We start from the raw sequence: 15,651 nt of genomic DNA on the forward strand, positions 1-15,651 counted from the left end.
AGAGGGACCCCATGACCACCGGCCTGGACACGGGTACGTACGACGTGCTGCGCGACCGCCTTACCGCGCAGGCAGCCGAACTCGCCCGCCGCGCCGAGGCGCTCAACAACCGCCGCGCCGAGGAGTTCGGCTCCACCCGCCTCGAACTGACCGGCACCGGACGGCTGCGCACCGAGCACGCCTGCGTGCCCCGCGACATCGTCTCCGTCGGCGACACCCTCCTCTTCGGCCACAACGTCTTCGCCGGTTTGAAGCCGGAGACGACCGTGAGGGACGTCTTCGCGCTGCACGACCGCGACCTGAACCGGCTGCCCGAGGACGCCGTGCCCGGCCTCCTCGACGACCCTGCCTTCGTCCGTGAGTTCACGGCCCTCTACCGCTACTACCGCCAGGCCCACCTGCTCCAGCTCCGCCGTGTCGACGGCAAGCTGCTCGCCGTCTTCCGGACCGGCGAGAAGGCTGGCGACATCCGCGTCCTGCGCTGGGCGCTCACCGACCACGGACAGGCGACCTTCCTCGACGCGCGCGGCGAGCGCGACCACGTCTTCCCGCCTTCCCACGACTTCGAGTGGACCTTGGCGACCCGCGAGGACCACGTCCTGGGCCGCCACCCCCACGTCTCCGTCCAGGATGAGATCTTCGTGGGCACCGTCGGCGGCACCTTCACCGTCAAGACCGACAACGACACCGAGACCGGCGAGGGCGTCTACACCGAGCCCGTCGACGAGCCCCTGCAGTCCCTCGCCGACGCCGACATCGCGCACGCCCGCGTGGGCGCCCTGATTCTCCTGCGCATCCGCCCCTACAAGGAGGAAGCTCACCGCTACCTGGTCTTCAACACCCTGACCAGGACCGTCGTACGCCTCGACGGCATCGGCCAGGCATGCCGCCGCCTGCCCGAGGACCAGGGCATCGTCTTCCCCGGCGGCTACTGCCTGGCCACCGGAACCCACAGGACATACGAACTCGACACGACCGACCTTGAGTTCGAGCGTGAGGTGCGCTCTCCCAACGGGGAGGACGTCCTGTACGCCTTCCATGCGCGCGCGGAGGGCCGCAGCCTGCTGCTGCCGTACAACATGATCCGCAAGGAGATCGCCACCCCACTGTCCTGCCACGGCTGGGCGCTCTTCGACGACGGCGAGCTCGTCGTCCTGCGCGCGGACGGCGACGAACCGCAGCGGGTGCACCCCGTTCAGGTGTGGACCTCTCCGTATGTCTCCGACCTGCACGCCGCAGCCCGGCCGACGGGCACCGGTCCGCTCGCCCGGGTCGGTAACGCCGACCTCGTCCGGGGCATCTCCGACTGTCTGTCCATCACCCGCGCGGTCGCCGAGACGAGCCCGACGAGCGGGGTGTACGAGGCCCTGGCCGCGGCCTGTGTGCGGGCCACAGACTCCTACCACTGGCTGGGGGAGCCGGAACTCGGCGACCTGCTGACACCGCTGTCGCAGGTGCGGACCACGGCAGAGCAGGTGCTGTCCGAGTTCGAGACCGTCCAGGCCCTCACCCGCCAGGCCGCCGACGCCCTGGCCGAGGCCGCGGCGCGGGTCGCCGCAGTCGTACGACGCCTGCGCGGCGAGGCACCCCGCAGCGCCGCCGCCTGGGTGTCCGGGCTCACCGAACTCCGGCACGCGCAGGGCCATCTGCTGACGCTGAAGGACATGCGGTACGCGGACACCGCACGCATCGACGCACTCGCCGCGGACGTCGAGTCTGACCTGGCCACCTTCGGCGGGCGGGCCGTCGCCCATCTCGCGCAGGACGACGCCTTCGCCGGCCACCAGGCCGACGTCGAGCAACTCGTCGTCGACGCCGAGACGATCGCCACCGTCGCCGAGGCCGCACCCGTCACCGCCCGCATCGACGAACTCACCGAAGGATTGCGCACGGTCACCGAGGTCGTCGCCGGACTCGACATCGGCGACGCCACCGTACGCACATCCATCCTGGAGCGCATCGCCGAGGTCCTCAGTGGCGCCAACCGGGCCCGGGCCACCCTCGACAGCCGCCGCCGTGAGCTTTTCGACCGTGAGGGACGTGCCGAGTTCGCCGCCGAGTTCGCCCTGCTCAGCCAGTCCGTCACGGCCGCGCTCGCCGTCGCGGACAGTCCCGAGGCATGCGACGACCAACTCGCCCGCATGCTCGTGCAGGTGGAGAACCTCGAGTCGCGTTTCGCCGAGTTCGACGACTTTCTCGCCGAGCTGGCCGACAAGCGCGACGAGGTCCACGAGGCGTTCTCCGCACGCAAGCAGACCCTCGCCGACGCCCGAGCCCGCCGTGCCGAGCGACTGGCCGACTCGGCCACACGTGTGCTGCGCACGATCACCCGCCGCGCCGCCACGCTCGCCGACGCGGATGCCGTCACCACGTACTTCACGTCCGACGCGATGCCCGTCAAGGTCCGGCGCATCTCGGACGAGCTGCGCGACCTGGGCGACCTGGTGCGCGCGGAGGAACTGGACGGCCGCCTGGCGGCCGCCCGCCAGGAGGCCCTGCGCGCCCTGCGCGACCGCACGGACCTGTACACCGACGACGGCCGCACCATCCGCCTCGGCAACCACCGTTTCGCGGTCAACACCCAGCCCCTCGACCTCACCCTCGTCCCGCACGGCGAAACCCTGGCCTTCGCCCTGACCGGCACCGACTACCGCGCCCCGGTCACCGACCCCGACTTCGCCGCGACACGCCCCTACTGGGACCGCCCGCTCCCGTCGGAGTCCGCGCAGGTGTACCGAGCCGAGCACCTCGCCGCCCGGCTGCTGGACGAACACGGCCCGCAGGCCCTCGCCGAGACCGACGACCTGCCCGCCCTGATCCGCCAGGCCGCGGAGACGGCGTACGACGAGGGATACGAGCGCGGCGTCCACGACCACGACGCGACCCTGATCCTCGCCGCGCTCCTGCGCCTGCACGAGGGCGCCGGCCTGCTGCGCCACGAGCCGGCCGCCCGCGCCGCCGCCCAGCTCTTCTGGGCACACGGTACGACGGCCGAGGAACGCGACACCTGGATCCGGCGCGCGGTCTCCATGACCCGGGCCCGCGACACCTTCGGCCTCGCGCCCGCCCTCGCCGACCTGGGGGCCGAACTCGCCGACGCCATCGGCACCCAGGCCGCGGCCGCGTATCTCCTCGAAGAACTGACGACCGCACCCGACGGCTTCGTCATCGACGCCGGCACCCGCACCCTGCTCGACAAGTTCCGCCGCACGGTGGGCACGTCCGCCTACGACGACGACCTCGCCGCCCTGACCGACCCGGCGGCCCGCAGACAACTGGTCGAGGTGTGGCTGACGTCGTACACCACCGTGACCGGTACCGACCCCACGCCCGGCGACCTGGCCGAGGCAGTCGCCGCCGAGCTCTGCCCCGACCTGCCCCGCTACGAGTCCGCCGCTCCCGTGACCGAGACCGTCGAGGGCCTGCTCGGCACCCACCCGCGCATCGCCGACCGCACCCTCACCGTCCGCGTGGACGAACTCCTCGCCCGCACCCAGCGGTTTCGCACCCACGAGGTCCCCGCCCACCGGGCCTACCAGCGCCGCCGCACCGCACTCGTGGCCGCCGAGCGCGGACGCCTGCGCCTGGATGAGCACCGGCCGCGCGTGATGTCGGCGTTCGTTCGCAGCAGGCTCATCGACGAGGTGTACCTCCCACTGATCGGCGACAGCCTCGCCAGGCAACTCGGCACGACAGGCGAGTCCAAGCGGACCGACACGGGCGGCCTGCTCCTGCTGATCTCCCCGCCGGGCTACGGCAAGACGACCCTCATGGAGTACGTCGCCGACCGCCTCGGCCTGATGCTGGTGAAGGTCAACGGCCCGGCGCTCGGTCACACGATCACCTCGCTGGACCCCGCGGAAGCCCTGAACGCGACCGCCCGCCAAGAGGTCGAGGAGATCAACTTCGCGCTGGAGGCAGGCAACAACACCCTGCTCTACCTCGACGACATCCAGCACACCTCGCCCGAGCTGCTGCAGAAGTTCATCCCGTTGTGCGACGCCACCCGCCGCATCGAAGGCGTACGGAACGGTGAGCCGCGCACGTACGACCTGCGCGGCAAGCGCTTCGCCGTCTGCATGGCCGGCAACCCCTACACCGAGTCCGGCAGCCGCTTCCACGTGCCCGACATGCTCGCCAACCGCGCCGACGTGTGGAACCTCGGTGACGTCCTGACCGGCAAGGAGGACGCGTTCGCGCTGAGCTTCGTGGAGAACGCCCTCACCGCCAATCCGCATCTCGCCCCGCTCGCCGGACGCGACCGCACCGACCTGGAGCTGCTGCTCCGCCTGGCCGCAGGCGACCCCACGGCCCGAGCCGACCGGCTGACCCACCCGTACGCTCCCGCAGAGCTGGAACGTATTGCCGCCGTCCTGCGTCACCTGCTGACCGCCCGTGACACCGTTCTCGCGGTCAATGCCGCCTATATCGCCTCCGCCGCCCAGGCCGAGGCCACCCGTACGGAGCCGCCTTTCCGGCTCCAGGGCTCGTACCGCAACATGAACAAGATCGCCCAGCGCATCCAGCCCGTCATGAACGACACCGAGCTCACCGCCCTGATCGACGACCACTACACGGCGGAGGCACAGACCCTGACGACCGGCGCCGAGGCCAACCTGCTGAAGCTGGCCGAACTGCGCGGCACCCTGACCGCGGAACAGGCCCTTCGCTGGGCGGATCTGAAAGCGGCATACCTCCGTGCACAGACGCTCGGCGGGCCGGACGACGACCCGCTCACCCGAGCCGTCGGCGCCCTCGGCCTCCTCGCCGACCGCGTGGCCGCGGTCGAGGCCGCCATCACCCGGGCCGCCGACCCTCGAGCCCTGCTCGCCACCCCGCAAGGCCGGCACGCCGCCGGCCGCAAGGAGCGATGATGACGCCTTTCCTGGTCCCGCTCGCCACCGCCGTACTCATCGTGGCGGTGAACACGGCCGTCCTGACACGTCGAGACCGACGCCACATGACAGTCGGCACGGGGAACCTGCCGCCCCGACAGCATCGCCTGCGGAAGCCGCGCAACGCACAGCGCTCCAGCAGCGGCGTTATCGACGACCATGGCTGAGCGCCTGTCCGGGCGGCCGGGCGCTCAGCGCGCCATCCGCCCCTCTGTCCAGAGCCGATCCGCCGAGCCCATGAAGGAAGTCCGCCCGTGATCCACAAGCAGACCACGGCTGCCGCAGGGCAGCGGCACGCCAGGACCGATCTGGCGACGGTCCTGCTGCTTCAGCTGGGTGCCCTCTTCCTGGCGGTCGGCTGGCTGTTCGGAGTGCTGCTGCTGTGGACATCGGACACTTGGCGGCTGCGCGACAAGGTCCTTGGCACTGTTGTCATTCCGGGAGGACTGGCCCTGCCGATCTACCTGACGTCCTCGTTCGACCGGTGCACCATGGCCACGAGTGAGCACGCCCTGCCAGCTGAGCAATGTGGCCGCCTCTCCGACGTCCCATGGCTGGAGACCGCACCGCTCGTCCTTCTCTGGGCCGCCTCACTCGCTTCAGCCTTCTGGCTCATCCACACGGCCCGCCGACCGGAGGAGGGGTACCGCCGTCCCTCCTTCGCCTAGGCACATGGGACGCGCACCCCATCAAGATTGCCATGCGGACGATCAGCGTGGAGCGACCCGCGGAGACGGTCGGGGCGGGGAGAGTGGGAGAACATGGATCAGAGTGAGGACGACATCTTGGCTGAAGAGCTTGCTGCTCTCGGCGCTGTAGGTGGGGGTAGCGGTCGTCTCGTCCGGATGGTGGCCAAGCTGATGAGCAAGAACGTCCATGAGATCGACCTGCTTGTCCCATTGCCGTTCGACGATGTGGTGAGGCGAGTCGCCAGGGTGCTCGGGAGGGCTGGCCGAGCAGTCGAAGCCGTACCTGTTGGCTCACGCGAGGACGAGGAGACGATCCGCGTTGTGGCCAGCGGTGGTGCCGGCGGCATGAATCCGGTGGTGGTGACCGCGCGGGTGCTGAAGGTGGATGAGGGCAGCTCGGAGGTCTGGCTTCGTGCCGCCGCGAAGGAGGGCCTGATCAGGCAGCGAGCCGGGGAGAAGACCGCCGTCCGTCTTGCCGCCCTGCTGAGCAAGGCGACCGGAGCCAATGGGGCAGGCGGGTGAGTGGCGTGGCCGACGCAGGCACTGATTACGTCTGAGCGACTGACGCTTCCTTCGACGTCGGCAGTGGGCGCTGGCTCCGGGTGAGGCTCGGAGGGTTGAGACGGCTCCAGTGGAATCCGACGTCGTGCAGGAGCCGGTGGTTCTCGACGAAGCGGCGCCCGACGCAGCGGAGCCGTTGTCCCGCTCTCGGCGGTGATCGGCGGCGTCTCTCTCGAAGCGGGTCATCAGCACCGTGAGGGCGAAGGCGTTGAGCTACGCGTGGCGGCTCGGGCTACCGGAAGGACAGAAGTTGCGCATCGAGTGGATCTGGGTCCTTCCCGTGGGCGCACTTGTCTTGGTGGCGTGCGACTACGGGGGTGTGGCGCGCCTGATGTGGGAGATGCAGCCACCGGCCCGGCGGAGACTCTGGCCAGGCGTGACTGGGTTCCGCGTGACCGCCGGGATCCTGGCGATCGTCACGATCGTGACTCGTCTCATTGAGCCGGCCGGCGGCTGAAGGCTGGAGTGCGGGGGGAGCAGGGCCGTTGGCCTGCCAGGCACATGAACGCGATCGAGGCGTTCAGGTGGGTTGCCGCTGGACCCGGCCCTCGACTTGCTCCCTTTCATCGCGGAGGTTCTCGCACGAGGGTCCGGTGTTCGCCGCCCGTGGACACCGGTGTCCCCGAGGTTGGCGAGGGCAGCTGCCGCCGGGGAGTGCCTTCGAGCGGGGGACTGCCGCTGTCACTCCACGCGGCGCGCCCGCCGGTTGAGGCGCCCACCAGGCAAAGACGTCCGCAGCACCACACTCCCAGTCCCGCGCCTCTGACGAGCAGGAACGGAGAAGTACTGCTGAAGTACCAGTTCGGCCTCGTTTCGTCGTCGGGCTCGGTGCGGGCCTTCGCCGCCCGCCACAGACGAGGGCGGCGGCTCCGGCCCTGTGCCGACACGACGTCGCCGACCATCGTCCGTACAACGTCCTGCAGCCCGTGCAGCGCATGGTGCCGGGCGAGGCCGGCGCCTGGGTCCTCCCGTAGCTCTTTCAGCAGCGCCCAGCACAGCACCAGCACGGGGTCTTCGACCGGCTGCACCGGATCCTGCTCGCCGGGCTGAACGCGGCCGGCGAGCTGGACTGGTCCCGAGCATCCGTCGACGGCTCCCATGTCCGGGCGAAAAAGGGGGCGCCGACACCGGTCCGTCGCCGGTCGACCGCCGGAAGGCGGGCAGCAAGCACCACCTGATCTCGACGGACGCGGCACCCCGCTGAAGGTCATCACCACCGCGGCCAACGTCAACGACATCACCCAGACCCTCGCCCTGATCGACGGCATCCCGCCCGTCGCCGGACGCCCGGGCCGGCCCCAACGACGCCCCCAGGCCCTGCTCGGCGACAAGGGCTACGACTCCGACCCCCATCGCCGCGAACTACGCAAACGCCGGATCCTGCCGGTGATCTCCCGCAGAGGCGCCCCGAACATCGAGGGCCTGGGCAAGCTCCGCTACGAAGTCGAGCAGACCTTCGCCTTGCTCCACCAGTTCAAACGCCTCGCCGTCCGCTGGGAACGACGAACCGAACTCCACGACGCCTTCGTCTCCCTCGCCTGCAGCCTCATCTGCTGGAGGCGTCTCACGAAGATCGAATCGTGACTTGTGCTGCAATTCTAGGAGTTACGACTCACGATTGAGTTGGCGTATGACGCGAGATCGTGGACCCAAACCTGCAGACGCCGTCTCCTGAGCATGTCCAAGAGAGGAAGGGTGTGTCGGTAGGTCGCTGACCAGGTGATGTTGGTGCCGCCATGGAGGGCTCGGGCCAGGTCCACAGACCCTTGATGAGACGTGAACAGCCCTGCGGACTGTTCGTAGCTGAACCGCTGGTCGGGAACCATCTCGACGACGCGCTCGCGGCAGCACATACGTCCGGTGCGGGAACGGATGGTGCGCAGGTCACCCACGCGTGCCGGTCGGTCGACTCCCGCAGGCACATCCCACTCGACGTCAGCATAGGGGGACCACAATGGCCAGGATTCTGCATCCAGGAGCGCCGCGTAGACGATGGCGGCAGACGCCGATGAGTGCGAAGAAGCAGTAACAGCGAGGGACGTCATCCCAGCAAGGGTAGACCGTGCCTCACCACGGTGCGCACGAGCGAGCATGCCCAGCGGGAGCCCTTACGGCTCAGCCGGTGCGGTCCGGCCGGGCCTCCTGGTAGATGTCGGGGATGCCGTCGGCGTCGTCGTCCCGCTCCTCCTCCTCGAACAGGCGCCGGTAGACACGGTTGCGGCGGCGCAGGAGGACGGAGGCGAGCAGGGCGGCGGTCAATGAGCCGAGAAGGACGGCTGCCTTGACGTGCTCGGCCTGGACGGCGTCGGGGAAGGACAGTTCGCCGATGAGCAGGGCGACCGTGAACCCGATGCCTGCCAGGACCGCGAGTCCGAGGACGTCGGCCCAGGCGAGGTCGGGGTTGAGCCGGGCCCGCGTGAAACGGGCGGCCCCATAGGTACCGAGGAAGACCCCGAGGGTCTTGCCGGCGATCAGGCCGACGAGGACGGCGAGCGGCTCGGGGTCGGTGAACACCCTGGTCAAGGCATCGCCGGACACGCTGACACCGGCGGCGAAGAGGGCGAAAAGCGGAACGGCGACGCCCGCCGAGAAGGGGTGGACGAGGTGGGAGACCCGGGCCGCCGGTGACTGCTCCTCCTCCTCGTCGCGGGTGGTGCGCAGGATCAGCCCCATGGCGACGCCCGCGACGGTGGCGTGGACGCCTCCGTTGTACATCAGCGCCCAGATCGCCACGCCGAGCGGGACGTACCACCACCACCCGCGTATGCGCAGCCGCTGCAGGACGTGGAAGACGACGAGACCGGCGAACGCCCCCGCGAGCGCCCACAGGTTGAGGTCGGTGGTGAAGAAGACCGCGATGATGAGGATCGCGCCGAGGTCGTCGACCACGGCGAGGGTGAGGAGGAACGCCCTGAGCGCGGAGGGCAGGTGGGTGCTGATGACCGCGAGGACGGCGAGGGCGAAGGCGATGTCGGTGGCCATCGGAACGGCCCACCCGTCGGTGCTTCCACCGCCCGCGGCGGCGGTGAGGGCGTAGAGCGCGGCCGGTACGGCCATGCCGCACAGGGCGGCGATCACGGGGAGCGCCGCGGTGGCGGGGGTACGCAGTTCGCCGACGACGAGTTCGCGTTTCAGCTCGATGCCGGCGACGAGGAAGAAGACGGCGAGGAGTCCGTCGGCGGTCCAGTGACCGACGGACAGATCGAGGCCGAGGGCGGGTATGCCGAAGTGGAAGTCCCGTATGGCCTCGTACGTCCCGCCCCAGGGGCTGTTCGCCCACACGAGCGCGATGACCGCCGCGGCGAGGAGAACGAGTCCGCCGACCGTCTCCGTGCGCAGGGACTCGGCGATGGCCTGTCGCTCGGGCCAGGGCAGCAAGCCGAACACGGTCTTGCGCGGGCGTGCCTGGGGCATGGGAAGGAATCCTCCGGGGCGTGTCGACTGCGGGCGCACAAGCCCTCGGACGCCGACCAGACTTCCCGGCACACCAGCATCTCTTGATGCGTTCTTTACACCCTATCGGGTGACCGGATTTCTCGCCAGGACGTCTGTGACCTGCTGGAACGGGCGAGAGAGCCTGCCCCCACCAAGGCGCGAGGTGGGGACAGACCCTCTCGAAGGAGCCGGGCCGCCGGGGGGCGGTCAGACGGTGGTCTTCACCGACTCCTGGTCTTCGTCGGACCCGTCGTCCGAGATCTCACCGGCGTCGCGCTTCTTCACGAAGGCGAGGAAGGAGTGGAGCTCCCGCTTGACGATCGGAGCGAGGAGGTACAGGCCGATGATGTTGATGACGGCGAGCATGAAGAGCACCGCGTCGGCCATGTCGATCAGCGTCTGCAGCGTCAGCAGGGAACCCGCGACGGCGAAGACCGTGTAGACGACCTTGTACGCCAGCTCGCTGGCCCTGCTGCGGCCGAAGAGGTACGTCCACGCCTTGAGGCCGTAGTAACCCCAGGTCAGCACCGTGGAGATGGCGAAGAGCATCACCGCGACGGTGAGGATGTACGGGAACCAGGGCAGGACGGTGCCGAAGGCGTCGGAGGTGATCGTGACGCCGGCGATGGACTGGTCGGCGCGGGCCTCCGCGTAGCTGGCCGGGTTCGCGATGACGATGGTCAGCGCGGTCATCGTGCAGATGATGACGGTGTCGATGAACGGCTCCAGCAGGGCGACCAGGCCCTCGCTCGCGGGGTGCTTGGTCTTGACCGCAGAGTGCGCGATCGGGGCGGAGCCGAGACCGGCTTCGTTGGAGAACGCCGCCCGCTTGAAGCCGATGATCAGCGCGCCGAGCACACCGCCCGCGACACCCTCGGGATTGAAGGCGCCTTCGATGATCGCGCCGATCGCGGACGGTACGGCGGTGACGTTGACCAGGATCACGACCAGGCAGCCGACGATGTAGATGCCGGCCATGGCGGGCACGAGCTTGCTGGTGACGTTGGCGATGGAGCGGATGCCGCCGAGCAGCACGATGCCGACGAGGGCCGCGACCAGCAGGCCGAAGAAGAGCGCGCCGGCGGAGGAGCCCATCAGGCCGTCCTCGCCGCCGGTGACGGACACCAGCTGGGCGTAGGACTGGTTGACCTGGAAGAGGTTGCCGCCGAACAGGCCGAAGAAGAGCACCATGGCGGAGGCCAGGATCGCGAGGACCTTGCCGAGCTTCTTGCCGTTCGCGCCGAAGCGGTCTGCCAGGCCCTTGGGCAGGTAGTGCATGGGGCCGCCGGAGACAGTGCCGTCGGCGTGCACCTCGCGGTACTTCACGCCGAGGGTGACCTCGACGAACTTGGTGGCCATGCCGAGCAGGCCGCAAAGGATCATCCAGAACGTGGCGCCGGGACCGCCGATGGAGACGGCGACGGCCACACCGGCGATGTTGCCGAGGCCCACAGTGCCGGAGACCGCGGCGGTCAGAGCCTGGAAGTGGTTGACCTCGCCGGCCGACCCCTTCTCGTCGTACTTGCCGCGCACCACATTGAGGGCCAGCTTGAACTTGCGGACCTGGACGAGGCCGAACCAGCCGGTGAACACCAGACCAGCGACGACCAGCCAGGCGACGATGAGCGGGAGATCCGTACCGCCCACGGGGACGGAGTAGAAGACGACTTCCACGAGCCAGCCGGCTATGGGCTCGAAGAATCCGCTGACTGCCTTGTCGACGGACTGGGTGAACGAATCGAGTGACACGGTGACTACCTCGATGGCGCGGTACCGGCACAGGGAAGGCTGCGCCGGGAGATGTGCGGTCTTTGAGCGAACGCCGTTGTCCGATCGGCGACCCTGGGTGCGCGGTCCGCGGACTCGGACCGTGATCACCCTGGTCGTGCAGTCGGCTGGTGCGCCGACGCTCCGCGCGGTCGCCAGGGGTGGTGCCACCTGCGGAGTTGCGCAGTTCTACCACGTCTTTACGGATTCTTTAGTGATGTAGATCACTTAACTCTCGGTAATCCGGAAAAGCTCCAGCACTCGTGACGTGACCGTTATCCGGACATCGAGATCCGTTCACCGGCCACTTACTTCGCAGGTCAGCAGCATCTCGCGCGACGCACCTGCCTAAAAGTCGCTTCTCGACGCCGTGTCCTGCTTGATCACAGCGCGTCAGAGAGTCGTCGGGCGAGCCCGAGCTCGTACCAGTCAGTCGGCGGCCGCGCGGGGCAACGCCCGCGACGCCGGCCCGGCTCGGACACGCCCGGCTGATGCTCGCCGCGAGCGCGCAGCACAGCAGCGGAGCGGACAGGAGACGGCGCCGCGTTCGTGTGGATCGTGTGGAGGCGGCAGTCGAGAGCGCGCAGGGACTGCCGGACTCCGGCAGTGAATCGGTAACCCGTTCGGTGCGACGATCCTCTCGACGGCAGGCAGGACATCACGGCCGAGGGGGCACGGGCATGGCTTGGTTTCTTGGTCTCGGCATTTCCGGCCCGGTGCTCCTTCTCCTGAGCCTGGTCGTCGACGCCGATCCGGAGGCCGTCGAGATCGCCGAGTAGGCCGGAAGCAGAGGGGCGGGGCGTGAGGACCAGCTTCAAGATCCATGCGGGGCTGCAACTGGGCCTCGGCGCGGCAGTGATGCTCATCGGCGCGCTCACTTTCGTTGCGGGCGCGCCGGCATTCACGAACACGGGACTGTCGCTCGGCGTCACCTTCGCGTTCCTCGTCCCCCTGCACGCCGCGACGATCTTCCGGGGCATCGCCCTGGACTTCCGGTCGGGCGGCTCGGTGAGCAACAAATCACTCCAGTGGTCGGCGCTGCGCGCCCTGCCGCACTCGGTGCACGTCTGCCTCGTCGCGCTGGGTCTGGGCGGAGCAGCACTGCTCGCCGCGGCCCAGGCCGACGAAGGTTCCCTTTCCGGCGGCGAAGCGCACCGCGGGCACTATTACGCCGTCGACACCTCCGACCCGTACCGCACACGGATCGAGATCACCAGGAGCGAGTACGACGACCTGCGCAAGCAGAACCAGCGGACCATGGTCGCCGTCTTCGGTCTCATCGCGGCGGGCGGCGGCACCCTCACCCTCGTCATCGCGGAGCTGGACGCCGCTTCACGACTCCCTACGCCACCCGCCTCGGAGCGGCCATGAGCCGGCGGCGCCCGGGCAGCACCACGTGGCAGACGGCCTCGGACGAGCGAGCCTTCCTCTCCGCGCGTCCCTGCGGGGCTGAGACGAAGGGTCCGCCGAGGAGTGCCTGCGGACCGCCCGGTTCACCCTCGAGGCCGTACGCGTGTGGCAGAGACGGTCGCCAGGCGGCTGGGTCCGCGTGATCGCAGACGACGGACGCGGCGACCGCGCGGACTTCGATGGAACCGGCCGATTCCTGCAACTTCCTGCACGCCGCGTACCTCACACTCCTCGATCTGTTCGCCATCGGCGACCCGGCGGTCGGCGACTCCACGTCCCGTCAGATCCTGCAACCGCGGTCCGGACTCGTCGGTTGGCGCTGTCGCCCCTGCTCATCGCCGGCGCGCTGGAAGCACTGGGAACCTTCGGCTCTGCCGGCGCGCCGCGGCGCCCGCCCCGCAGGCTGTCCGGGCACGTCGTCCTGCTCGGCCTCGGCAAGATCGGTACCCGCGTGCCGGCCCGCCTGCGGGATCCGGACATCCCGGTGGTGTGCGTCGAAGAGGGTCCCGAGGCCCGCGGCATCGCACTCGCCCGTGGCCTGGGAGTACCGGTCGTCCTCGGCGGCGTCACCGAGGACGGCGTCCTGGAAACCACCCCCAAGGTCCATCGCGCCCATGCCCTGCTCGCTCTCACCAGCTCCGGCACCACCAACCTGGAGGCCGCCCTCCACGGCCGAACGGTCAAGGCCGGCCTGCGCGTCGCCCTGCGGCTGTACGACGACGACATCGCCACCGCCGTCCACCGCACCCTGTGGGACCTCCACTCCGGCCATGTGCTGCAGTCGGGGCTGTTCACCGTCGTGGCGCGCGACGTCGAGTCCTGAACGCGGCTGGCTGCCACCTGTCGCGGAGGTTCGGGGCATTCCAGGGCTGAGCGGTGGCGCCGTCCGCGTCCCCGGGCCCGGGTGTGCCTCGTGCAGGCGTCGGAGACACGTCGACCGCGGCCCAGCGCAGGCCCTTTGTCGCCGGACAGTTGCCAACAGTTGCCAGTCCGCCATCGGACATCGTTCCAGGGTCCAGATCCGGACGGGGCCGGACGGATGGGCGTCGCGGAGCCGACCACATCGCTGCTCCCCTTCCTTCGAAGGTCACCGATGTGGTCCAGCCATCTCCGGTCCGCGGCCGGTCACACGTCGTCGCCGGGCCAACCGAGCAGCCGCGCACCGATCACCGCTGTCTGCAGAGCGTATCGGTGGACGGGGTCGGCGGGGTTGGCGCCGGTGAGCGCGTGAATGCGTTCCAGGCGATAAGTGAAGGCCCGGACGCTCAGGCTGAGACGACGTGCTGCCTCGGCAGCGACACAACCGGAGTCGAAGTACGCCGTCAGCGTCTCGATCAAGGGCCCGGCACCCCCGCGTGCGTCCTTGAGCGGTCCGAGGGTGGTGCGCACGAGGTCCGCCATGGCCTGCCGGTCGCGTGCCAGAACCGGGTAGACGAGGAGGTCTACTGCGCGCAGCACCGGCTCCTGGATGTGGAGCCGCTCGGCGAGATCGAGGGCATTGAGGGCTTCTTCGTAGGAGTGGACGACTCCGCCGGCGCCCGGGTGGGGACGTCCGATGGCGACCTGACCGCCGTCGGTGGCCGCGTGCGCCTGCTTGGCGAAGAACGACAGCACGTCGTCCTGGTCACCGGGCGCGACACAGACCAGCCGGCCGTCCTTGGTCGTGAGCAGGACGCGCCGCTTGCCGAACCGGTTGACCACGGCGTGCTCCACCTGCCGGGCGGCGGGGGCGGCGTCCTGCACCGGCTTGCAGCCCTGAGCGACGGCGACGGCGTGCGCTCGGGAGAGAAGCAGGCCGAAACGCTCGGCCCGCTCGGCGAGACGGCCCAGGTCGCTGCGGCCGTAGAGAAGGTCGTCGATGAACTCCCGGCGTGCCGCTTCCTCCTGCCGTACGGCGAGCAGCTGTGCCCGTTCGTGTCCCTCGGCGAAGGCGTCGATCGCCTGGTCCATGGCGGCGAGCACATGGCTCCCGGCGGCGGGCGACAGCGTGGGCCAGGTGTCGCGGGCCACGGCCATGTGCCGGCGTACGAGAGCCCGCAGCCCGTAGCCGGCCTCCGCGGCGAGCTCGCCCCGGGCCCGCAGGGACTCCAGCTCCTCCCGGGTGAGGCGGCGGCCCGTCGCGCACACCTCGGTCAGCAGCCGGGCATACCCCTCCAGATACTCGTCGGGTATCTCCCGCCCTGTCACCCGTCCTCCTGTGTTCTTGACGCGTTGCATATGCCTTCTTTCCGCAGCGGCCAAGACTGGCAGATCGCCGGTCCACGGGGGAGGCCGGGAGGCCTCGGGTGACCGCGTCGGACGGGCCGGTATCGCGGTATGGGGCACGGTCAGGCATCAACGAGGCGTCAAGATTGCCGGAACACGGCAATGCGCGCTCCGGCACGGTCAGTTGAAAATGGGCGCGGCAGAAACACGGGGAGGGACCCGGCGCCGCAGTCGGCGACGAGCGCGAGCGCCGGGTCCGACCGAACGGCTCGGGGGTGAGGACATGGCGCAGGCCCGACGACACGGCCTCACAGGTCCCCGCCGTCCTCGTGACCTCACCCCCGGACCGACGGGACGGGGCGAACAGCACTCCGTACGACCCGGGCAGTCACCGCGCTCGCGGTCACATCAAGGCCGCGCCAAGGCGAAGGCACTCGCGGAGGCCGCGGCCTGAACGGCAGCGCCGAGGGCTGACCGGCCACCGTCCCGGAGCTGCCGTACAGGGGGCGGCAGCTCCGGGACCGTACTCTTCCGACTTCCTGGGAGGGACCTCAGGACCACCGGCCTGGGCACGGGGACGCGGCGAGCGACCGGTGAAGGCAGGACCGGGGGTCCGTGCTCCGTCGCATCGTCGGCGGACCCGTGCGTGGATCCGGACCTGGAAGACACCCGGCGCCGCAGAAGGCCAG

The 15,651-nt window shown here is 69.8% G+C and carries 9 protein-coding genes and 1 pseudogene; 6 read left to right on the plus strand and 4 right to left on the minus strand.

Translation table 11 applies throughout. The features are described 5' to 3' along the window. Window positions 1-11 precede the first annotated feature (11 nt). From ACSU6L_RS35205 to ACSU6L_RS35220, 4 genes are all read left to right on the plus strand, one after another. Window positions 12-4,874, plus strand: coding sequence for a DNA repair ATPase (locus tag ACSU6L_RS35205; protein WP_437063532.1), 4,863 nt, complete (start codon window positions 12-14; stop codon window positions 4,872-4,874). 275 nt (window positions 4,875-5,149) lie between these two features. Then, complete coding sequence (locus tag ACSU6L_RS35210) at window positions 5,150-5,563, plus strand: hypothetical protein (RefSeq protein WP_437063534.1); 414 nt, start codon at window positions 5,150-5,152, stop codon at window positions 5,561-5,563. 93 nt (window positions 5,564-5,656) lie between these two features. Further along, window positions 5,657-6,106, plus strand: coding sequence for a hypothetical protein (locus ACSU6L_RS35215; RefSeq protein ID WP_437063536.1), 450 nt, complete (start codon window positions 5,657-5,659; stop codon window positions 6,104-6,106). Window positions 6,107-7,243: 1,137 nt separating this feature from the next. Next, a complete protein-coding gene (locus tag ACSU6L_RS35220) occupies window positions 7,244-7,729 on the plus strand; it encodes a transposase (RefSeq protein ID WP_437063538.1) in 486 nt (161 codons plus the stop codon). Window positions 7,730-7,743: 14 nt separating this feature from the next. Here the strand turns inward: ACSU6L_RS35220 and ACSU6L_RS35225 are convergent, their stop codons facing one another. The 3 genes from ACSU6L_RS35225 to ACSU6L_RS35235 all read right to left on the minus strand — a co-directional run bounded on the left by ACSU6L_RS35225 (window position 7,744) and on the right by ACSU6L_RS35235 (window position 11,329). Then, window positions 7,744-8,238, minus strand: a complete 495-nt coding sequence (locus ACSU6L_RS35225) for an SRPBCC family protein (protein ID WP_437063540.1) — start codon at window positions 8,236-8,238, stop codon at window positions 7,744-7,746. A 22-nt stretch (window positions 8,239-8,260) separates the two neighbouring features. Beyond that, a complete protein-coding gene (gene nhaA, locus ACSU6L_RS35230) occupies window positions 8,261-9,559 on the minus strand; it encodes a Na+/H+ antiporter NhaA (RefSeq protein WP_437063542.1) in 1,299 nt (432 codons plus the stop codon). A gap of 228 nt (window positions 9,560-9,787) precedes the next feature. Continuing rightward, entirely contained in the window at window positions 9,788-11,329 is a 1,542-nt protein-coding gene (locus ACSU6L_RS35235) for an alanine/glycine:cation symporter family protein (protein WP_437063544.1), read from the minus strand. An 819-nt stretch (window positions 11,330-12,148) separates the two neighbouring features. Between ACSU6L_RS35235 and ACSU6L_RS35240 the strand changes: the two genes are divergently transcribed. Together ACSU6L_RS35240 and ACSU6L_RS35245 are read left to right on the plus strand one after the other, a co-directional pair. Continuing rightward, a complete protein-coding gene (locus ACSU6L_RS35240; protein ID WP_437063546.1) occupies window positions 12,149-12,718 on the plus strand; it encodes a hypothetical protein in 570 nt (189 codons plus the stop codon). Between the two features lie 245 nt (window positions 12,719-12,963). Then, a pseudogene (locus ACSU6L_RS35245) lies at window positions 12,964-13,541 on the plus strand (NAD-binding protein); the annotation flags it as partial. Window positions 13,542-13,882: 341 nt separating this feature from the next. Here ACSU6L_RS35245 and ACSU6L_RS35250 read toward each other — a convergent pair. Beyond that, on the minus strand, window positions 13,883-14,944 hold the full coding sequence (locus ACSU6L_RS35250; RefSeq protein WP_437063548.1) for a PucR family transcriptional regulator: 1,062 nt from the start codon (window positions 14,942-14,944) through the stop codon (window positions 13,883-13,885). Window positions 14,945-15,651: the final 707 nt, after the last annotated feature.

The sequence above is a fragment of the Streptomyces sp. enrichment culture genome, assembly GCF_964272855.1.
GTDB lineage: Bacteria > Actinomycetota > Actinomycetes > Streptomycetales > Streptomycetaceae > Streptomyces.